This window comes from Burkholderia glumae LMG 2196 = ATCC 33617, from assembly GCF_000960995.1.
Lineage (GTDB): Bacteria > Pseudomonadota > Gammaproteobacteria > Burkholderiales > Burkholderiaceae > Burkholderia > Burkholderia glumae.
The window spans coordinates 815,736-836,050 of the sequence record NZ_CP009434.1 but is presented as its reverse complement, the minus strand read 5'-3'; the positions used below and the strand labels follow the sequence as shown (position 1 = coordinate 836,050).

Annotated in this window: 19 protein-coding genes; 10 read left to right on the top strand and 9 right to left on the bottom strand. The window is 71.6% G+C overall.

Translation table 11 applies throughout. The annotated features are described in order from the left end of the window. Positions 1–38: 38 nt before the first annotated feature. On the bottom strand, positions 39–1,550 hold the full coding sequence (locus tag KS03_RS04850; RefSeq protein WP_015877905.1) for an aldehyde dehydrogenase family protein: 1,512 nt from the start codon (positions 1,548–1,550) through the stop codon (positions 39–41). A 46-nt stretch (positions 1,551–1,596) separates the two neighbouring features. Beyond that, on the bottom strand, positions 1,597–2,469 hold the full coding sequence (locus KS03_RS04845; RefSeq protein ID WP_015877906.1) for an NAD(P)-dependent oxidoreductase: 873 nt from the start codon (positions 2,467–2,469) through the stop codon (positions 1,597–1,599). A gap of 145 nt (positions 2,470–2,614) precedes the next feature. Between KS03_RS04845 and KS03_RS04840 the strand changes: the two genes are divergently transcribed. Together KS03_RS04840 and KS03_RS04835 are read left to right on the top strand one after the other, a co-directional pair. Next, positions 2,615–3,523, top strand: a complete 909-nt coding sequence (locus tag KS03_RS04840) for a LysR family transcriptional regulator (RefSeq protein ID WP_015877907.1) — start codon at positions 2,615–2,617, stop codon at positions 3,521–3,523. A 165-nt stretch (positions 3,524–3,688) separates the two neighbouring features. Next, positions 3,689–4,411 (top strand): YceH family protein, encoded by a 723-nt coding sequence (locus KS03_RS04835; protein ID WP_015877908.1) that lies wholly within the window; start codon positions 3,689–3,691, stop codon positions 4,409–4,411. Between the two features lie 120 nt (positions 4,412–4,531). Here the strand turns inward: KS03_RS04835 and KS03_RS04830 are convergent, their stop codons facing one another. Next, the gene (locus tag KS03_RS04830; RefSeq protein WP_015877909.1) at positions 4,532–5,806 is read right to left on the bottom strand and encodes an MFS transporter; all 1,275 of its coding nucleotides are present in this window, start codon (positions 5,804–5,806) and stop codon (positions 4,532–4,534) included. A gap of 690 nt (positions 5,807–6,496) precedes the next feature. On the opposite strand from KS03_RS04830, the gene KS03_RS32230 reads away from it, so the two are divergent. Continuing rightward, positions 6,497–6,643 carry a hypothetical protein gene (locus tag KS03_RS32230; protein ID WP_017433777.1) on the top strand — a complete coding sequence of 49 codons (147 nt, stop codon included), beginning with the start codon at positions 6,497–6,499 and terminating at the stop codon, positions 6,641–6,643. A gap of 143 nt (positions 6,644–6,786) precedes the next feature. Here the strand turns inward: KS03_RS32230 and KS03_RS04825 are convergent, their stop codons facing one another. After that, positions 6,787–8,205 carry an aminotransferase-like domain-containing protein gene (locus KS03_RS04825; RefSeq protein WP_015877910.1) on the bottom strand — a complete coding sequence of 473 codons (1,419 nt, stop codon included), beginning with the start codon at positions 8,203–8,205 and terminating at the stop codon, positions 6,787–6,789. 95 nt (positions 8,206–8,300) lie between these two features. Between KS03_RS04825 and KS03_RS04820 the strand changes: the two genes are divergently transcribed. Together KS03_RS04820 and KS03_RS04815 are read left to right on the top strand one after the other, a co-directional pair. Then, positions 8,301–8,744: a cupin domain-containing protein gene (locus KS03_RS04820; RefSeq protein WP_015877911.1), complete on the top strand. Its 444-nt coding sequence runs from the start codon at positions 8,301–8,303 to the stop codon at positions 8,742–8,744. Further along, positions 8,741–9,202, top strand: a complete 462-nt coding sequence (locus tag KS03_RS04815; RefSeq protein WP_015877912.1) for a carboxymuconolactone decarboxylase family protein — start codon at positions 8,741–8,743, stop codon at positions 9,200–9,202. The genes KS03_RS04820 and KS03_RS04815 overlap by 4 nt, the downstream gene beginning before the upstream one ends. Positions 9,203–9,306: 104 nt before the next feature. On the opposite strand, the gene KS03_RS04810 is transcribed toward KS03_RS04815, so the two are convergent. Together KS03_RS04810 and KS03_RS04805 are read right to left on the bottom strand one after the other, a co-directional pair. Then, positions 9,307–10,200 carry an amidohydrolase family protein gene (locus KS03_RS04810; protein WP_015877913.1) on the bottom strand — a complete coding sequence of 298 codons (894 nt, stop codon included), beginning with the start codon at positions 10,198–10,200 and terminating at the stop codon, positions 9,307–9,309. A 10-nt stretch (positions 10,201–10,210) separates the two neighbouring features. Continuing rightward, complete coding sequence (locus KS03_RS04805) at positions 10,211–11,509, bottom strand: MFS transporter (protein WP_015877914.1); 1,299 nt, start codon at positions 11,507–11,509, stop codon at positions 10,211–10,213. Between the two features lie 130 nt (positions 11,510–11,639). Here KS03_RS04805 and KS03_RS04800 point away from each other — a divergent pair, with 130 nt between their 5' ends. From KS03_RS04800 to KS03_RS04790, 3 genes are all read left to right on the top strand, one after another. Then, positions 11,640–12,656, top strand: coding sequence for a LysR family transcriptional regulator (locus tag KS03_RS04800; RefSeq protein ID WP_015877915.1), 1,017 nt, complete (start codon positions 11,640–11,642; stop codon positions 12,654–12,656). Between the two features lie 505 nt (positions 12,657–13,161). Further along, on the top strand, positions 13,162–14,220 hold the full coding sequence (locus KS03_RS04795; protein ID WP_015877916.1) for a lysozyme inhibitor LprI family protein: 1,059 nt from the start codon (positions 13,162–13,164) through the stop codon (positions 14,218–14,220). Positions 14,221–14,279: 59 nt separating this feature from the next. Then, positions 14,280–15,419, top strand: coding sequence for an energy transducer TonB (locus tag KS03_RS04790; RefSeq protein WP_015877917.1), 1,140 nt, complete (start codon positions 14,280–14,282; stop codon positions 15,417–15,419). A gap of 533 nt (positions 15,420–15,952) precedes the next feature. Here the strand turns inward: KS03_RS04790 and KS03_RS31000 are convergent. Next, positions 15,953–16,225, bottom strand: a complete 273-nt coding sequence (locus tag KS03_RS31000) for a hypothetical protein (RefSeq protein WP_124837246.1) — start codon at positions 16,223–16,225, stop codon at positions 15,953–15,955. Between the two features lie 405 nt (positions 16,226–16,630). On the opposite strand from KS03_RS31000, the gene KS03_RS04785 reads away from it, so the two are divergent. Further along, on the top strand, positions 16,631–16,864 hold the full coding sequence (locus tag KS03_RS04785) for a hypothetical protein (protein ID WP_017425133.1): 234 nt from the start codon (positions 16,631–16,633) through the stop codon (positions 16,862–16,864). A gap of 396 nt (positions 16,865–17,260) precedes the next feature. Further along, positions 17,261–18,739: a MocR-like pyridoxine biosynthesis transcription factor PdxR gene (gene pdxR / locus KS03_RS04780; protein WP_015877918.1), complete on the top strand. Its 1,479-nt coding sequence runs from the start codon at positions 17,261–17,263 to the stop codon at positions 18,737–18,739. 145 nt (positions 18,740–18,884) lie between these two features. Here pdxR and KS03_RS04775 read toward each other — a convergent pair whose 3' ends face one another. Together KS03_RS04775 and KS03_RS04770 are read right to left on the bottom strand one after the other, a co-directional pair. Beyond that, complete coding sequence (locus KS03_RS04775) at positions 18,885–19,538, bottom strand: FMN-dependent NADH-azoreductase (RefSeq protein ID WP_015877919.1); 654 nt, start codon at positions 19,536–19,538, stop codon at positions 18,885–18,887. Continuing rightward, a complete protein-coding gene (locus KS03_RS04770) occupies positions 19,535–19,993 on the bottom strand; it encodes a GNAT family N-acetyltransferase (RefSeq protein WP_015877920.1) in 459 nt (152 codons plus the stop codon). The genes KS03_RS04775 and KS03_RS04770 overlap by 4 nt, the downstream gene beginning before the upstream one ends. Positions 19,994–20,315: the final 322 nt, after the last annotated feature.

The window sequence follows — 20,315 nt, the reverse complement described above, 5'->3', positions numbered from 1 at the left end:
CCCGATGCGCCCGGCCTCCGTCGCGAAGCCGGGCCGTTTTACAGATATCCGAACGCGGTGGGCGGCGCCTCGGCCGTCTCGACCCACACGCTCTTGGTCTGCGTGTATTCGTAGAGCGCCTCGACGCCGCTCGAGCGCCCATAGCCGCTCATGCCGTAGCCGCCGAACGGCGACGCGACGTTGATGGTCTTGTAGCCGTTCACCCAGAACGTGCCGGCGTTGACCTGCGCCGCCACGCGGTGCGCGCGCGCCACGTCGGTGGTCCAGGCCGCGCCGGCCAGGCCGAAGTCGCTGTCGTTGGCGATCGCGATCGCCTCCTCTTCCGAATCGAATGGAATCGCGGCCACCACCGGGCCGAAGATCTCGGTGCGCGCCACCTCCATCGTGTTGCTCGCGCCGGCCAGCACCGTCGGCGCGACGAAATAGCCGCCGCCCGGCGCGCGTTCGGTCGAGCCGGCCGCGAGCGTCGCGCCGGCCTCCACGCCGCGCGCGATCATCGCGAGCACGTGATCGTACTGCTTGCGGTTGTTGATCGGGCCGACCTCGGTCAACTCATCGAGCGGTGCGCCGACGCGAATCTTGCCCGCGCCGGCCGCCACCATCGCCACGAATTCGTCGTAGACGGCGCGCTGCACCAGCAGCCGCGAGCCCGCCACGCAGCTCTGCCCGGCGCCGGCGAAGATCGCCGCCTGCGCCGTGAGCGCCGCGCGCTTCAGGTCCGCGTCGGCGAACACGATGTTGGCCGACTTGCCGCCCAGCTCCAGCACGCACGGCAGCACGCGGCGCGCGGCCGCCTCGGCGATGCGCGCGCCGGTGGCCGGCGAGCCGACGAACACCACCTTGCTGACCGCACGGTGCGCGATGGCGGCCTGCCCGACCGTGTGGCCGTAGCCGGCCAGCACGTTGACGAGCCCGCGCGGCAGCCCGGCGCGCTCGCCGAGCCGCGCCACCGCGAGCGAGGTGAACGGCGTGAGTTCGGAGGGCTTGAGCAGCACCGCGTTGCCCATCGCGATGGCCGGCGCGACCTGCCAGCCGCAGGTAAACACCGGCGCGTTCCACGGCGTGATCTGCAGCACCACGCCGGCCGGCTCGCGGCGCGTGTAGTTCAGGTGCGAGGTGGGCACCGGGATCACGCTGCCGTAGAACTTGTCGGTCCAGCCCGCGTAGTACTCGAACATCTCGGCGACCTTCGCCACCTCGCCGCGGCAGTCGCGGATCGGCTTGCCCGAGCCCAGCGCCTCCAGCCGCGCTATCGCCTCGGCCTCGACGCGGATCGAGCGCGCCACCTCGTGCATCACGCGCCCGCGCGCGGCATGCGTGAGCGCCCACCACTCGCGCTGCGCGCGCCGCGCGGCCCCGGCCGCGTAGTCGATCACGGCGGCGCCGGCGTCGCGGTAGGCGAGCGAAGGCTCGCCGGTGGCCGCGTCGTGCAGTTGTATCGGCTCGCCCTGGCCTTCCACGAAGGCGCCGTCGAGATACGAGCCGATCGTGGCGGCGTCGGGGAAGAAATGGGCGAACGCGGCGAGAAGCTGGTCTGCGTGCTGGGTCATGGAATGGGTTCCGGTGTCAGGAGGCGAAGTCGAAGGCGCGCGCCGCTCAGGCGCGGTCGAGCAGTTCGACGATGCGGTTGAAATCCTCGGCGTCGCCGATCACGGCCTCGCTCGCGGCCCACAGGCGCGCGGCCTCGCGCGCCACGGGCGCCGCGCCGCCCTGCTGGTCGAGCAGGCCGAGCGCGAGCCGCACGTCCTTGCGCATCAGCTTCATCGTGAAGCCCGAATCGAACGCGCCGTTGAAGATCCAGGTCGGGTAGTTGACGAGCGTGGCGCTGTTGCGGCCCGAGCCGCCGTTGAGCGCCTCCACCAGCTTTTCCGGGTCCACGCCGGCCGCGCGCGCGGCACGCACCGCTTCGCTCGCGGCCAGCAGGTGGATGCCGGTCAGCAGGTTGTTGAGCAGCTTGGTGACGTGTCCGGCGCCCACCGGCCCGACGTGGACGCGCTTGGCGCTGATCGCGGCGAGCACCGGCTCGACCGCGTCGACGTCGGCCTGCGCGCCGCCGAGCACCATCGTCATGGTGGCCGTGGCCGCGCCCTTCGGGCCGCCGCTGACCGGGCCGTCGACGAAGCCGATGCCGCGCTCGGCCAGCGCCGCCGCCACGCGCCGCGTGCTGTCCGGGTCGGCCGTGGTGGTGTCCACCACGATCGTGCCGCGCCGCGCATGGGCCAGCACGCCGTCCTCGCCCAGCACCACCGCCTCGACCACCGCCGAGGTGGGCAGCGACAGCAGCAGCAGCTCCGCCTCGCGCGCGATCGCGGCCACCGACTCGCGTGCCTCGATCACGCCCTCGGCGGCCAGCGCGGCCGCCACGCCGGGCGCCGCGTCGTAGCCGAGCACCCGATGGCCGCCGCGCCGCAGCGAGCCGGCCATGCCGCGCCCCATGTTGCCCAAGCCGATCACGCCTACCGTTTTCATCAGAAGCACTCCCGATATGAAATGGAGCGGGCCGCCTCGTCGAGCCGTGCCGGCACCGCATGTCGATGCGATGTTGCGGCGGCGGACTCGTATAATCAATCAACGCCAATATTGAAACTGTTCTGTTTTTTAGAACACGCGACCGATGACCGATACCCTCACCGACAGCCGCATCGTCTATTTCTACGAGGCCGTGCGCTGCGGCACGATCCGCGCGGCGGCCGACTGGCTCGACGTGGCGCCGTCGGCCGTGAGCCGCCAGATCGGGCTGCTCGAGAAGGAGCTCGACGCCACCCTGGTGGAGCGCCATGCGCGCGGTGTCACGCCCACCGCGGCGGGGCGCTGCGTGATCGAGTATTTCCGCGAGCAGCTCGCGCACCGCGACGACCTGCTCTCGCAACTGCAGGAGCTGCGCGGGCTCAAGACCGGACAGGTCGGCGTGGTGCTCGGCGAGGGCTTCGTCTCGGACCTGCTGGCCGGGCCGATGCAGCAGTTCTGCCGGCAGTACCCGGGCATCCACGTCAATCTCGACGTGGGCAGCACCAACGACGTGATCCGCAAGATCTCGAACGACGAGGGCGAGATCGGCCTCGTCTACAACCCGCCCGACGAGCCGAAGCTGGTGTCGCGCGCCACCCAGCGCCAGCCGATGATGGCGATCGTCGGCCCCGGCTTCCCGCGCCGCACCCACAAGGTGCTCACGGTGCAGCAGCTGGCCGGCTATCCGCTCGCGGCCCCGCATCCGTCCTACGGCACGCGGCAGATGCTGGAGGCCGTCGAATACGCCGAGCGCGTGCGGCTCGCGCCGGTCGTCACGACCAATTCGTTCGCGATCCTCAAGGACTTCGTGAAATCGGGGCTCGGCATCGCGGTGATGCCGGCGTTCGCGGTGGCGGCCGAGCTGCAGGCCAAGCAGTTGTTCGCGATCGAGATCGCGCACCCGATCCTCGAGAACGCCGAGGCGCACATGGTCACGCGCGTGGGGCGCAAGCTGTCGGTGGCGGCCAACAAGATGCTGCAGATGATGACGGGGCAGATGCGGGCGTTTCGCTGAGGTGCCGGGCGGGCTTCGGGCGCGGCGCGCGGCCCGCCCGGCGTGGCGCGCGCAGCTCGCGCCGTTTCCGCGGGCCGGGCCGCGCCTGGCTGGCCGAGCGCGCAAGCGTATATCATCGCAGCAGCAGATTGCCTGCTTTCCGCCACTTTCGACTGACGCAGCCCGATGACCACTTCCACCGAAGCCCCCACCCCGCGCCCGCTGCGCGCGCTCACCCCGCTCGAGGCACGCATCGTCGGCGTGCTGGTCGAGAAGCAGCACACCGTGCCGGACACCTATCCGCTCTCGCTGAACGCGCTCGCGGCCGGCTGCAGCCAGAAGACCGCGCGCTCGCCCGTGATGAGCGTGAGCGAGGCCGAGGTGCTGCGCGCGATCGAGGACCTGAAGCAGGTCAGCCTCGTGTTCGAGGGCAGCAGCAGCCGCGTGCCGCGCTTCGAGCACAACCTGAACCGCGTGCTCGGCATCCCGAGCCAGGCCGTGGCGCTGTTGACCGTGCTGCTGCTGCGCGGCGCGCAGACGGCCGCCGAGCTGCGGCTCAATTCGGCACGGCTGCACGGCTTCGCCGACGTCTCGTCGGTGGAGAGCTTCCTCGACGAGCTGGCCGAGCGCAGCCCGCCGCTGGTCGTGAAGCTGCCGCGCGCGCCGGGCGAACGCGAGAGCCGCTGGATGCACCTGTTGTGCGGCGAGCTCAGCGCGGCCGCGCATGCGCCGGCCGCCGCGCGCGCTGCCGGCGAGGCCGGCGGCGAACCGTCCGCGGGTGTCTGCGCGGCCGATTTCGAGGCGCTGCGCGACGATCACGACCGGCTCGCCGGTGAGGTCGCGCGGCTGCGCCGGCTGGTCGAGCGGATGGCGGACGAACTGGGGATCGACGCCGGCGCGGCGGACTGAGCCCGCCGCGCGCGGCCCCCAAGGAGGCACCGCCCCGGCCGGCGCACGAGCGGCCTCACGGCGCGCGGCCTGCACCGCGAGCGGCGCCCTCGTTGCGCAAGCCGGGGGCGCCGCCCCGTCTCAATCGAGCGCGCGGCCCTTCAGCTCGGGGATCAGCACCAGCGTGGCGATCATGTCGATCAGGTACAGCGCCGCCAGCGCCGCGATCGCCACCGGGAACGAGTAGCGCGCGGCCAGCGCGCCCACCGCCAGCGGCCCGAGCCCGCCGAGCGCGCGCCCCACGTTCCACAGCAGGTTCTGCGCGGTGGCGCGCGCGGCGGTCGGATAGGCTTCCGACATCAGCGTGCCGTAGCCGCCCACCATCCCGTTTACGAACATTCCCATCAGCGCGCCGGCCCACAGCATTGCGGCCGGGTCCGCGAGCCGCGCGTAGACGAACACCATCACCACCGCGCCCGCCTGGTAGATCAGGAAGGTCGGCTTGCGGCCGATGCGGTCGGCGAGCTGGCCGAAGCTCCAGACGCCCGCCATCATCCCGAGCACCGTCACGGCGGTCCAGATGCCCGACTTCGTCAACGAGAAGCCGAGCTGCTTCGAGAGGAAGGTCGGCATCCAGATCATGATCCCGTAGTAGCCGAAGTTCTGCACCGCGCAGAGGATCACGATGCCGAGGCTGGTGCGTGCCGTGCGCGCGTCGGCGAACAGCAGAAGCAAGCGCCGGCCGAACCCGGCCGGCCCTGCCGCCGCGCCGTCCGGATGCGGCCGGCGCGCCCGCAAGAACAGTTCGGGCTCGTGCAGCCGATGGCGCATCGCCCAGGCCGCCAGCGCCGGCAGCACGCCCACCGCGAACATGCCACGCCAGCCGAGCGCCTGCAGCAGCGCCGGCGTGAGCAGCGCGGCGAGCAGCACGCCCGCCTGCCAGCCGAGCGCCACGTAGGACGACACGCGCGCGCGTTTGCTGGCGGGCCAGGCCTCGGCGGCCAGCGCCATGCCGATGCCGAACTCGCCGCCCAGGCCGATGCCGGCCACGGTGCGGTACACCAGCAGGTCGGCGAAGCCACGCGCCAGCGCGCAGAGCCCGGTAAACACCGCGAACAGCAGGATCGTCCAGCTCAGCACGCGCACGCGGCCGTAGCGGTCGCTGAGCGCGCCGAAGATCAGCCCGCCCGCCACCGCGCCCACCAGCGTCCAGGTGACGAGCGCGCCCGCCTGCTGCGCGTCGAGCCGCAGCGAGGCCGAGATCGCCGGCAGCATGAAGCCGAGGATCAGCAGGTCGAAGCCGTCCATCGCATAGCCGATTGCCGAGCCGGCGAGCGCCTTCCATGCGTAGCGCGTGACGTGGTCGGGGGAGGAGCGGGCGGCGAGGTCGGCGGCGGGCGGAAGCGTGGGCGGCATGTCGGGTCGGCGGGTCGAGGCACCGCCGGAAACGGGCGGCGCCGGAAGGATACCGCGTTCGCGCCGCGCGATCGCGGCCGCCCGTCGACGAAGCAAGCACGGGGCGCGGCGCCGCAACGAAAAATTCTGAAAAATAATCAGGAAAGCTTGGCAAGCGGGGTTGACGCCGCATGCGCGCGCTCCCTAGAATCCGTCATCTTCATCAACGGGGCAATTGTCTTGGACACTTGCAGTAGTCGATCTTCGATCAGCTTTCCCGCCTGAACGACCGACGCCCGCCGTCTCCCCGGCCACCGTCAGCCGCTCAGGCAGACGGTGCGCGCAGCAACCTTTCCGCAGTCCTGCTCCTTACGCACCGCTTTCGCGCCGGAACGCGCGATGCCGTCACGCATCCGCGCTCCGGGTCCGCCGCCATCCGGCGTCCCGCCGCGTGCGCGCGCGCCCGCGTTTGCGGGCCGCCGCGCGCGGCGCATCCGGCCGTGCGGCCACTCACGCTCGGGATGCCCGAGACAGGAGCCAGCATGAACGACTGTGACAGTTGTCCTTTATCCGACGTATGCCGCCTGATCCCCATTCATCCGGGCAGCGCTGACGCTCCGGCCCCCTGAGGCAAGCCGCTCGCCTCGCCGGAACGGCTCCGCGCCCGCTTACGCGGCGAGCGCCTCGCGCGCCGCCGCACGGAGCCATCCCATGAACTTCGGCCTTCTGCTTTCGACACTCCCGCACGTCGCGGAATCGCGCGCCCACTACGACACGATGCTCTCGCTCGAGCCTCGCCGGCCGATGCTGACGCACTGGCTGCGCTGGCTGAAGATCGGCGTGCGCCGAGGCCGCTGAGGCCCCCCCGGCGCTTCGTTATCGATGCGCCAACGCCGCCTGTCGAGCACCGGCAGGCGGCAACTGCGCCCGCGTCCTGGTCCGCCGTCTCTGCCCGGTGCGTTGCGTATCCGCCCATGCCATTCGGCGCCGGGCCGGCCGCCTCAGGCATGGGCGCGGATCACCCGGTCCAGCCGCGCGCAGGCGTCGGCCAGCCGCGCTTCGCCGGCGGTGGCCACGCCGAGCAGCAGCCCCGCGCTCGCGCCGCCGCCCGCCGCGGCGAACCAGGGCGACAACGGCCCGGGCGCGAGCCCCTCGCGGCCGGCCGCGAGCGCGATCTCGACGTCGCTGGCGCGCGTGCCGTCGGGCAGGCGCAGCAGCATCGCGAGCCCGGCCGGATGCACCTGATAGCCGAGCGCTTCGAGGCGCGTTTGCAGCGCATGGCCGCGCGCGGCATACACGCGCTTCATGCGGCGCAGATGGCGCATGTAATGGCCCTCGCGCATGAAGGCCTCCGCGGCCAGCTGCACGGCCACGTCGGGCGCCGGCGCGAAGCACGCGGCGGCCTCGCCGAAGCGCGCCGCGAGCGGCGCCGGCGCCACCAGGAAGCCGAGCCGCAGCGCCGGGCTGATGGTCTTGCTGAACGAGCCGATGTGGATCACGCGCCCCGCCGTGTCGAGCGAGGCCAGCGCCGGAGCCGCGCGGCGCCGCAGTTGCAGTTCGCCGAGATAGTCGTCCTCGATGATCGAGGCGCCCGTGTCGCCGGCCCATTCGAGCAGCCGGCGGCGCCGCGCCAGCGACAGCGTCGGGCCGAGCGGCGCCTGCTGGCCCGGCGTGAGCAGCGCGAACGCCGCATCGGGCGCGTGCCGCAGGCCGTAGTCGACGTCGATGCCGTCCTCGTCGACCGGCACCGGTACCGGCTCGATGCGCGCCAGCGACAGCGCGCGGCGGCTCGGCACGAAGCCCGGCTCCTCGAGCCAGGCGCGCCGGCCCTCGGCGCGCAGCACGCTCAACGCGAACTGGCGCGCGCCCGAGAAGCCGGCCGTCACGAACACCTGCGACGGCCGGCACTCGATGCCGCGCGCGATCGCCAGATGCGCGGCGATCGCGCGCCGCAGGGCCGGCTCGCCGCGCGGATCGGGATAGACCGCGGGCGCCGTCGCCTCCGCGCGCGCGGCGCGCGAACGCAGCCGCGCGAACAGCGCCGCGGGGAAGCAGTCGGAAGCCGGCACGCCGTTCTGGAACACGGTCGGCGCGCGCGGGAAGAAATCCCAGAACGGCCCCGGCAGTGGCGCCGCGCCCGGCACGGCGTCCGGCCCCGCGAGCCGCGGCGGCCGCTCGGCCACGCGCGTGCCGCCGGGGCGCGACGCCACCACCAGCTGCGCATCCACCAGCCGCTCGTAGGCGGCCTTGACGGTGCCGCGCGCCACGCCGAGCTGTGCGGCGAGATCGAGCCACGACGGCAGGCGCGCGCCGGGCGCGAGCACGCCGCGATCGATCGCGGCGGCGATGCCGAGCCGGATCTGCTCGGCAAGCGGCAGCGCGGCCGAACGGTCCAGCGCGAGGTCCAGGGGCTTCGACATGCCGCCATGGTACATGGAAAAAACAGCTTTTCAGTGCTTTTTCATGAACTGCGAACGGCGCAGAATGACCGCCTGATCCCATCGAGGAGCCTCCCATGAAACCCGCGCATCGCTACCTGCCGCTGCTGCTGGCCGCCGCGGCGGTGCTGAGCCGCCCCGCCATGGCCGACAGCGAAGCCGGCGCCGCCGGCGCCAGCGTCAAGCCCAATTTCTCGCATGCGATCCCGTCCGTGCCGGGCAAGTCGCTGGTGGCGGTGGAGGTGTCGTATCCGCCGAACGGCGCCTCGCCGCCGCATCGCCACGATCACTCGGCGTTCATCTACGCCTATGTGGTGTCCGGCAGCGTGGCGAGCCAGGTGGAGGGGCAGCCCGAGCGCGTCTACCACGCGGGCGAATCGTTCTACGAAATGCCGGGCGCGCACCACGTGACGAGCCGCAACGCGAGCGCCACCGAGCCCGCGAAGCTGCTCGCGGTGTTCGTCGTCGACAGCGATCATCGCGCCCTGACCGTCAACGATTCACCGGAGGCATCGAAATGAGCGAACGCATCCACTATCAACAGGCGGCGCCGGCCGGCTACAAGGCGCTCGTCGGCGTACACGCCTATGTCTCGCAGTGCGGGCTCGACGCCACGCTCGTCGATCTCGTCTACCTGCGCGTGAGCCTGATCAACGGCTGCGCCTATTGCATCGACCTGCACACGCGCGACCTGCGCAAGCACGGCGTGGCGGTCGAGAAGATCGTGCTGGTGCCCGTCTGGCACGAGGCGAAAAGCCTCTTCAGCGCGCGCGAGCAGGCCGCGCTGGCCTGGGCCGAATCGGTCACGCGCGTGGCGCAGACCGGGGTGCCGGACAGCGATTATCAGGCGGCCGCCAGCGTGTTCGGCGAGAAGGAGCTGGCCGACCTGACGATCGCCATCGGCCTCATGAACAGCTTCAACCGGCTGGCGATCAGCTTTCGCAACGTGCCGGCGGCGGCACTGGCGGCGCAGGGCTGAACGCAACGGCTGCCGCTGCGGCTGCTGCGGCGCGCAACCGGCAGGAAACGGCCGGAAACGGCAGGAAACGGCAGGAAACGGCAGGAAACGGCGCCCGCGGCGGCTCAGAAGCGGAACAGCTCGCGCGCGGAGGTGGTCAGGATCGCCTGCCGTTGCGCGTCGTCCGGCACCCAGCGCCGCAACGCGCGCGCGGCCGCCGCGTAGTCGACCAGATGCCGATGCTGCGTATGCGGCCAATCACTGCCCCATACCAGCCGTTCGGTGCCGAACGCCGCCAGCAGTTGCGACGCGAGCACGCGCGCCAACGCCTCGCCGTCATCGGCGCCCGCGCTGCGATAGGCGGCCGAGAGCTTGACCCACACGCGCCCGCCGTCGGCCTGCGCGAGCAGATGGCGAAAGCCCGCATCGCGCGCGCCGGCCGCGGGGTCCGGCCGCCCGAAATGATCGACCACCACGGTGCAGCGCTGCGCGAGCAGCGCGTCGAGCAGCACCGGCAGGTCGGCCGCGCCGCGATGCAGTTCGAGATGCCAGCCCAGCGCGTTGATGCGCGCGAGGAAGGCAGGCCACGGGCCGGCGCGCAGGTCCGGCAGCGGCAGGCCGATCAGGTTGAGCCGCGCGCCGACGATGCCGCTCGCGGCCAGCGCGCCGAGCGCCGCCTCGTCCAGGCACGGATCGACCACGGCCACGCCGCGAAAGCGCCGCGGATACCGACCTGCCACGGCCGCGAGCCAGCTGTTGTCGGTGCCGAGGAAGCTCGGCTGCACCAGCACGCCATGCGAAAGCCCATGCGCCGACAGATGCGCGACATAGGCGTCGAGCGTGGCGTCGTAGTCGGGCGCATGGCGGCGCTGCGCGGCGAGCGGCAGCGTGCTCAGGAACAGGTGGGCGTGGCTGTCGATGCCGGTCACGGCCGGCGCGCCGGCGGCGAGCCAGGCCGCGCCCGCGGCCGACAGGCCGGCCTCGGCAAGCGGCGGCAAAGCCGGATGCGTCGTCTTCATGTATTCGCGATCAGGTGGGTTCGACCGGCGTGGCGGGGCTCGCGCCTTGCGGGCCGGCGCGCGAGCCGCCGGGCAGCGGCGCGGCGATGCGGCGCCCGCGCGTCTCGGGCAGCAGCAGCGCGGCGACCACGACCAGCCCATAGGCCAGGCCGGCATCGATGCCAAGCGCGGTGCCGAGCGACATCGTGCTGCTCATGTGGCCGATCAGGACCGGAAAGCCGGCCGAGACGATGCGCCCGAAGTTGTAGCAAAAACCCACGCCGGTGCCGCGCACGCCCTGCGGATAGAGTTCGTTGAACAGCGCGCCGAGCGCGGCCGGGATGCCGGCCGAAAGCAGCCCAAGCGGGAAGCTCAGGATCAGCATGGCGGTGTCACCGATCGGCAGGCGCGTGTAGAGATTGACCATCACCGTGCAGCCGATCGCGAACACGATCACGGTCCGGCGGCGGCCGATGCGGTCCTGCAGCCAGGCGCTCGCGAAGCAGCCGGCGATGAACGCGACGATCACCACCGCCAGGTAGCCGCCCGTGCCGAGCACCGACAGATGGCGCTCGGTCTTCAGGTAGGTCGGCAGCCAGGTGGTGACCGCGTAATAGCCGCCATGCGCGCCCAGCCCGATCAGCCCGCCCACCACCGTCGTGCGCAGCACCGCCGGCGCGAAGATGCCGGCCGCCGTCGCCAGCACGCCGGGCCGCCCGGCCTCGCGCGCGGCGGCCCGCTCGCGCGGCGGCTCGGCCACCTTGCGGCGCAGATACAGCACCAGCAGCGCGGGCGCCACGCCCACCGCGAACAGCAGCCGCCACGCCCACTCCTGCGAGACGAACGAGAACATCGCCGTATAGAGCAGCACCGCGGCGCCCCAGCCGAAGCCCCAGGCGCTCTGCACGATGCCCATCGCCTTGCCGCGATGCCGCGCGTCGATGGTTTCGCTGAGCAGCACCGCACCGGCCGTCCATTCGCCGCCGAAGCCGATGCCCTGCAGCGCCTTCAGCGCGAGCAACTGCTCGAAGTTCTGCGCGAACGCGCTCAGGAAGGTGAACAGCGAAAACCAGAGCACGGTGACCTGCAGCGCGCGCACGCGGCCCACCCGATCCGACAGCATGCCGGCCAGCAGCCCGCCCAGCGCGCCGGCCACCAGCGTGGCGCCGCCGATCAGGCCGGCCTGCCCCTTGCTGATGCCCCATACCGTCAGCAGCGTCGGGATCACCAGCGAAAAGATCTGCGTATCGGCCGCGTCCACCGCCCAGCCCGCGAAGCAGGCCCGGAGCGTGCGTTTCTCGGCGGGTGGGATGTCCCGGTACCAGCGCATGACTCGTCTCCTTGTGCGTATCGTGGCGGCACGCCGGCGCCCGACCGCGATTGAATGATGGTACGCATTCTGGTGCGGGACGCAGTGCCGTGCATACTATGGAAACGTTGATCTTTCATTGCATGGCCTTATGGAATCCGCCCGCATCCTCAAGTACTTCCTGGCCGTGGCCGACGCCGGCAGCGTGACCGGCGCGGCCGAGCGGCTCGGGCTCGCGCAGCCGGCGCTGAGCCAGGCCATCACGCGCTTCGAGCGCGAGCTCGGCGTGCGCCTGTTCTCGCGCACGCGCCGCGGCGCGGCCCTGACGGCCGCCGGCGAGGCGATCGTCGACGACCTGCGCCTGAGCATGGCGCGCATCGAGGCAGCCGAGCGGCGCGCGCGCGATATCGGCGCGCAGCGCGGCGGGCGGCTCACGATCGGCTTCGCCTCGGCCGCGCTGTTCGAGCTCATGCCGAGGGCGATTGCCGCGCTGCGTGACGAGGTGCCGAACGTCGAGCTGACGCTGCGCGAGATGAGCAATGCCGAGCAGGCCGGCGCGCTCGAATCGGGCGAGATCGACATCGGCCTGCTGCATACGCCGGTGGCGGTCCGCGGGCGCATGCACGAGAAGCTGATCGCACGCGAGCGGCTGCAGGCGGTGGTACACGAATCGCATCCGCTCGGCGCGGACGGCCGGCTCGCGCTGGCCGATCTCGCCCGCCTCGGCCTCGTCTGGTTCCCGCAGGAGCAGTTGCCGGCGATCCGCGCCGGCATCCTGAGCGCGTTCCGCAAGGCCGGCTGCGAGACCAGCGTGGTGCAGGACGCGAACCGCTCGCTGACGGTGCTGGCCTGCGTCGCGGCAGGCTGCGGCGCCTCGCTGCTGCCGCGTTCGGTGCAGGCGCTGCGCTTTTCGGGGGTGCGCGTCTGCGAGCTGCGCGACGGCGCCGCGCTGCCGTTCTTCGAACTCAGCGCGGTATGGCCCAAGCGGTCGCGGCCGACCCTGGCGGACCGCTTCGCGGCCCTGCTCGAGCAGGACGACGCCCCAGCGGACGGGCGGGCGGGAGCGAACACGGGCGGGCGGCGGGACGACCAGCCCGCCGCGCCGGGCGGCGGCTCGGCGAAGCCCGCGGCCCGGCGCCCGGGCCGCGGCACGCACCGGCAGCGGTGAGCGCGGCGGGCCGGCGCTCGCCGTCGTGCCTCGGCCCGACTGCGTCCACGCCGCGCGATCGCTCCGCCCGGGCCCTCGGCCGCATCGCGACGCGGCCGCCGCGCGATGCGGCGGGGTCGGGCCGATGCCGGCCGGCGGGCCGTCGACGGCGAGTGCGCGCTCGATCCGTTCACGGTCATCGATATCGGAACCGACGGCCTGCCTCGGATCGAGCCGGGCGCGGTGCCCGCCTGCCCGTCAGCCGACGCCCCGGCCTGCGAATCGGTCTGCGAATCGGCCTGCATCCGCCGGCCGGCCCGCTCGAGGTCCAGCTCGGCTTTCCGGTCGTCAAGCGCACCGGCGATCGGTAGCGGATACGCCAGCTTCAGATCGGCGCCTCGTTCTGAACGAACGGCGCGCCGGCGCTGTCTACCGTGTTCCGCGGCAGCCGGTTTCGCGTAGGATATCCGGCGGTCCGGCTGCGGACCCGCGGCACCTGCCCGCGCCGCCAACCCCACGGAGACGTATGAAATCCTCGACCGACCGGGCCGCGACGCTCCGCGCGCTGCTGCTCGCCGCCCTCAGCGCCCTGCCCCTCGGCGCGCTGCCCGCCGCCGCCCGGGCCGCGAGCTTCGACTGCACGAAGGCGGCCACGCCGACCGAAAAACGCATCTGCGCCGATCCGCGGCTCTCGAAGCAGGACGACACGCTGCACCAGCTCTACGCGCGCGTGAGCGGCTCGCCCGCCTGGCGCGACGACCAGCGCGCCTGGCGGGCCACGCGCGACGCCTGCGGCGACCTGGTCTGCCTGCGAAACCTCTATGCCGACCGCCTCGTCGTGCTGCGCCACGCAGGCACGCCGTTTCGCTGGGACACGCGCTGGCAGCGCGTGGACGCGAGCGGCCATGCCGGCGCGCAGCTCGACATCACGCAGGCGAACGCGCAGCGCTTCCTGTTCAGCTTCGACGCCGTCGCGGGCGCGAATTCAGGCGCGCTGTCCGAGACGGCCACCTTCGCGTCGCCGGACCTGGCGCGCTATGTCGGCAACGCGAAGATGAGCACGCAGGGCTGCACGCTGACCTTCCGCCGCGTGCTCAACCGCCTGCGCGTGGATCAGCAGGGCGACGCGTTCACCTGCGGCGCCGGCGTGGGCGTCTACTACAGCGGCGATTACGTGGCTGCCGCGAAGGACCCGAACGCCACGCCGACGCTGCTCTCGCTCGGCGTGGCGCGCACCGCCGCCGAGGACGAGGCGCTGCACCGGCTGCTCGGCAAGGACTACGCGACGATGGTGGCCAGCGCCGGCGCCGTCGATACGCAGGCCGACAACCTCGACGGCAATGGCGCGCGCGTCACCTCGATGTTCGTGCAGGGCATCGCCTGCGATACCAAGTCGGTGCTGATGAGCGACGGCCACGGCCGCTTGTGGGCCGCCGTCTGGGAAGCGGGCGCGCCGCCCGGGCCGGCCGCGATGCGCTACTACACCAATGTCGCGGCCGACAAGCAGCGGCTGCCGAAGACCATCGCCGCGGCCAACGCGCAGACGTGTCCCGGCGAAACGGTCCGCGTGACGATGATGCCGTAGCCCTGCGTGCCGCCGCGGCGGCATGCTAGATTGCCTGCATCGCACTCACGGAGGCCGCCATGCCGGCTCTTTCCGGTTTTGCCGCGCGCGCCGCCCGCCGTAGCGCCGGCGCCGCCGCGCTCGCCGTGCTGGCCGCCTGCGCGGCCGGCGGCACCGCCGCACCGCCTTCGGCCGCGCGCGAGCCCGAGGCTCCGGCCACGCCGCTGTCCGGCGCGGCGCCGCTCACGCTCGAACACGCCGCCACCGATGCGTTCGTCGCGCAATACGGCATCGCTCCCGATTCGCCGAAGGCCGCGATCCTCGCGCACTGGCGCGAGAAGATGCGCGACGATCCCGACATCCGCCGCCTGCTCGGCAAGCCCGGGCCGGACGCGCTCGGCCGCTCGATCGCGACGCGGCGCGCCGAGCTGTTCAGCGAGGGCTCGCTGCGCGTCTCGCGTGCCGACCGCTCCGCCTTCATCGCGCTCGGCACGCGCGTGCTCGACGCCGCGCCCGCCGACTGCGGCGGCCTGAAGAGCATGAGCGACGTGATGCTGCGCTATCTGTCGCTCGCGAAGCTCACCGAGCGCGAGGTCGACGACTACTTCCGCATCACCTATGAATCGCTGAAGCGCACCGCGCTGAACACGCCGCTGGCCACCATCAACGCCGAGCAGCGCAGCCAGGGCAGGCAGGCGCTGTCGGCCGCGATCGACCTGCAGTTGCAGCGCGACCCGGCCGCGAGGCGCGCGCTCGCGACCGCCGCCGATCCGGACCGCGCACCCGCCGATGCCTGGTGCCGCAACCTGCGCACCCTGCAGCACGCCGTGATGGCGATGCCGCAGCCCCAGCGCGACTGGCTGCTCATTTCGATCCAGACCGACGCGATCGCGCAGTTGCATGCGCGCGACGCGGCGGCCTCGGCGGCCCCGCCGCCTCCCGCGCCCGGGCCGCTGGCCTCGCCCGCCTATGCCGAGCGCGTGCGGCAGCGCATTGCGCCGCTCGTCACGCGGCGCGGCACGGCGGACCGGCGCGTGACGCTGGAGATCCGCAGCGCGCCCGACGGCACGCTGCTGTCGGCCGTGATCGTGCAGCCGAGCGGCGACGCCGATTGGGACGACGCCGTGCTGCGCGCCGTGCGGGCGGCCTCGCCGCTGCCGCCCGATGTGGGCGGCACCACGCCGGCCGCGTTTCGGCTGACGGTTCCCGCCGAACAGTAAGGGGGGGCCGCGCGGAACCGGCCGGCGCCGTCATCGGAATGTGCCGATGAATATCTTCCAGAGGGTCCTTTCCAATCGCGCGAGCGCAAGCGTTTGCGCAATCGATTGCCGAGACTAATGGCCTGCTGTCAACTGCGATTTACAGCAGGGTGTGGTTATTTTTAGCAGTCCGGCAGCGGATTTTACAATCAGGCATAGTTTTTTTATTACATTCGTGCGATTATTCGCCGGCGACGTAGTAGATACGTTGCACGGAAATGCCACCGGCCCGTATTCCGGTGGCATTATCCGGTGCCTTGACGGTCCGCGCCGTGAGCGGCGCGGATCTTTTTCTCGTCAATGACGTTCGCGATGCGTTCCGGGCAGTACGCCTGCCTCCCGAATTCCTCACACTTTTGACGCCGATCCGGTAGCCGCGCCGCGCCTGCCCGCAATGCCGCGCCTACTCCGCCACCCTGCTGCCGCCGTCGATGCGGGCAGCTTAGCGTGGCCGCAAGCGGTCTGCCCCTCGTCATGCGCGGCGCGTCCGCTGGTCATGCCGGGCTGCCGCCATCGCCGTCGAAAATGCCGGCCATTCGCTCGCTCGGACGGCGCCGGCCGAAATCGATTTTCAAATTTTTTTCACGCGAAAATCCCTGAACGCGGCGCCGGCCAGCGATTAAATGAATTTCACCTTGGCCTCGCCGCCGCATTTTCGTCTCGCTGTCATGCGCGGGCGCCACCCGCCAGCGACAGCCCGCTCCATGAAATGCACAAATCGCGGTTCGCAGCGCGCGTCGACAATTCCAAATCATAATCTTCAGCATCGGATTAAATCGAAATCCCCCAAAATCCGCGGAACGGGCTGCACTCGATTTAATTCCCGCCAGGAGGCAATCGCAATTTATTCGCGATACTGATAAGCATCCGGGCGGGTTGCCGGCAACGCGGCGCGGCGCCGATGTCGGCTTGGCCGCAGCCGCTGCCGAACGCGCGGCCGTCGAGCACCACGCCGCGCTGGAGGAGGCGCCGCTTCCATGCCGCGGATCGCAGGGTGAGGTGGCGGGCCGGCGGCGACCGTGAACCCGCCGCCCGGCGGCCTGCGGGCAGCCGCCCGAGCGGGCACGGCACACGCGGCATACGCGTGGCGAAGGTGCTAGCATGACGCCACCCGCGGCGGCTCGCCGCGGGCTTTCGATCGGCTTGCACACCGCAGTACACCAGGAGGAGATATGTCTTTCGAGCATCGTGGGTTTCGCGTGTCCACGGACGTCTTGCCGGACGATACCGGCACGCAGTGGTATTGCAGCGCGAAGATCCACGGCGTCGACGACGCGTATCGCGACACGACGCTGCCGCCCGTCGAGCTGACGATCCCGCGCACCAAGATCGACGTACTGATGGCGATCAGCATGGTCGAGCAGCGCGCCCGGGATTCGATCGACGAATGGCTCGCGCAGCAATGAGCGCCTGCCGCCCGCCGTGCCCGCGCGCGCGGCGCGCGGCGGATGGATCCCCGCCGAGCGGATCCGATATTAGAACGCCTTGACCTCGCGCCCCGCAGCCGAATCCCCCGCTCCCCGCGCGCCGCCACCTCACCTGGTTCGGATTAGTTAGTCGTTCTTTAGGATTGCAAGCCGCCTTTGCTGCCGCGCATTGCTGTTTTCCTGGTCCTTTTCCTGCGGCGCCGCGCACGTTTCATTGCGATAAACCTTATCCGGGTTGGAAATTTCATCGCAGTTTTGCCGCGCATGATTTGCTCGAACGTCCGGCCCGGCGCCGGCGCCACGTTCCTCATGCGACAATGACGGCTCACTGATTTCACACGCTTCACCACACCCGAGCAGTCCAACAGTCCCCCGATGACCCACCGCGACCGCGACCTGAAGCTCGACATCGACCGGCGCCTGCAGTTGCCCATCTACCTGCAGATCTGCGAGCGCTTCAAGCTCGCGATCCGCGCCGGGCACCTGCGCCCCGGCGATCGCGTGCCCGCCGTGCGCGGCCTCGCCACCGAGTTGAACACGGCGCGCGGCACGATCGAAACGGCCTACCGGATTCTCATCGACGAAGGCTATCTGCAGGTGCGCGGCGCGGCCGGCACCTATGTCTCGCCGTCGCTGCCGCAGGCGGCGCTGCGCGGCGCGGCGCGAGCTTCGCGCGCCAGCGCCGCCGCGCCGAAGGACAAGCCGGCCGCAGCCGATCCCGGCCGCCCGCCCGGCGAGCGCGGCAGCGAACCGCTGCCGCTGCAGCCGGGGCTGCCCGCACTCGACGCGTTCCCGCGCAAGGTCTGGAGCCGGCTGGTCGCCTACCGCCTGCGGCGCGCCGAAACGGCCTCGCTCGCCTATCCCGATCCGCGCGGCTATCTGCTGCTGCGCGAGAAGATCGCCACCTACCTCGGACTGTCGCGCGGCGTGGCATGCACGCCGGACCAGGTATTCGTGACGGGCGGCTATCGCGCCACGCTCGAACTGGTGCTGCGTGCGCTCGCCGCGCCGGGCGAGCGCATGTGGTTCGAGGATCCCGGCTATCTGCTCGCGCGGCGCTTTCTGGTCGATGCGGGCATGGAACTGGTGCCGGTGCCGGTGGATGCCGAGGGGCTGATGGTGGAACGCGGCGCGGCACTCGCCCCCGAGGCGCGCTTCGCGGTGGTGACGCCCTCGCACCAGAGCCCGCTCGGCGTCACGCTCTCGCTGTCACGCCGCATGGCGCTGCTGGACTGGGCCTCGCGCGCCGGCAGCTGGGTGATCGAGGACGACTACGATAGCGAGTTCCGCTACGCGGGCCGGCCGCTGCCCGCGCTGAAGAGCCTGGACCGGCACGACCGCGTGATCTATTGCGGCACCTTCAGCAAGGTAATGGTGCCGGGCCTGCGGCTCGCCTACGTGGTGGTGCCCGAGCGCGCCACCGCGCGCCTCCTGCGGATCTGCCAGACCATGAACGCCGCCTCGCCGTACCTGCTGCAGGCCGGCGTGGCCGACTTCATCGCGCAGGGCCATTTCGCGCGGCACCTGAAACGGATGCGCGCGCTGTATGCGGAGCGCCGCGGGCTGATGGTGGAGGCGCTGCGCGACGCGTTCGGCGCGCGGCTGCGCATCGACGTGCCGCCGGGCGGCATGCATCTCGCGATCGGCTTCGAAGGCGCTGCGGCGATCGACGATCTCGACTTCGCCGCGCGCGCGCGCGCGGCGGGGCTCGGCGTCAGCGCGCTGTCGGAGTGGTATGCGAACAGCCGCGCGAAGCAGACGCGGCGCGGTGCCGTGCTCGGCTTCGCCAACGTGATCGACCGCGAGGCCGCGCAGCGCTACGCGCGGGCGCTGCGGCAGGTCTACGACGCCTAGCCGGGGCCGACACGGTTGCGCATGCGCGGGCGGGCGGACCGCCGGCGAAACCGGGCCGGGCGCGGCTCGAAGCCGACGCCCCGCGCTGCGCAGCGGCGGCCCCGCACGGACCGCGCGAGTGCGCCATCGCCCGGCGCCCGCGGCCTCAGCTGGCCGCGGCCGGCTGCCCGGAGTCGCTCGCGGGCAGCGCCGAGAACGGCACGCAGCGGCGCAGCGCGGCGCGTTCGCGCGCGAGTTCGGCCTGCACCGCCGCCTCGCCCATCACCAGCCCTTGCAGCAGGAAGAAACGCACGTTGCGGATCCCGATCGTGCCGAGCGCGTAGCCGAGGTAGGGCGTGAGGAAATCGGTCTGGCGCGCGTTCGGGCCGCTGTGTATGCCGCCCGAGCCCACGATCACGAAGGTCGGCCGGTCCTGCATCAGCCCCACCTTGCCTTCCGGCGTACCCGCGAACGTGCGGTTGATTCGCAGCACGTAGTCGATCCAGAGCTTGAGCGCGGCCGGCACGGTGAAGTTGTGCATCGGTGTGGCGATCACGAGGCAGTCGGTTGCCTCGATCTCGAGCACCAGTTCCTCCGACAGCGCGAACTGCGCGGCATCGGGCGTGCGCGAGGTGATCGCGCTCGCGTAGGCGGGCGTGATGGGCGGCAGCGGCGTGGCCGCCAGGTCGCGCTCGATCAGCGTGAATTCGCGGCCATCGGCGGCCTCCTGGCGGCGCAGCGCGTCCACCGTCTCGCGCGCGAGCCCGTAGGCGTGGCTCGCCTCGCCGAACGGGCTCGCATTGAGCAGCAGCAGCTTCATCGTGCAGTCGTCTCCAGGGCGCTCAGCGGCTCGACGAAATGCATGCCTTTCGCGAGCATGCCGTTGCGAAAATAGAAACGTTGCGCGAGCGGCATGTGCAGGCCGGTGTCGAGCACGAAATGCGCACAGCCGCTCTCGCGTGCGATGGTCCGCGTCGCGTCGAGCAGGCGCGCGCCGATCTGATGGCGCTGCAAGGCCGGATCGACGACGAGATCGTCGACATAGACGAAACGGCCGTACAGCAGGTTCGTCTGGTGCCGGTAGCCGGACAGGCCCAGCACGCGCGGGCCTTGCACGGCGGCCAGCAGCCGGTAGCCCTCGGCGCGCTGCCGGTCGAGCTGCGCGACGAACGCATCCACGCCGGCCAGGTGCGGGCGCAGCGCGCGCATCACGTCGTAGGCGGCCGTCAGGTCGGCCGGCGTCTCGAGATGCCGGAAGTCGATTACGGGTTCCATTCTCGCTCCATCGATGATTCTATCGGCGTCAAGATAGCCTCGCCACGTCACGGCCAACAGAGCCAGAAACAATGAAAACAGCTAGGACATCGCGTCAGGCGCAGATAGTGAAACAGCGCGCCATGCAATCGGCTCGCGGCCGCCCGGCGTGGTTATCGAGGGCCTCGCCGCTTCCTTTCGGATTACCGACCAATCGACGCCGGCACTGCGCTCGCCGCGATGCGTTGATGGGCATGGGCAGCGTGTGACGGCACGCTCGCGAGCGGCGGTTTCGCGGCGCATCGAAAGCGCCGCATGGCGTGGCATGCGCCGGCCCACCGCG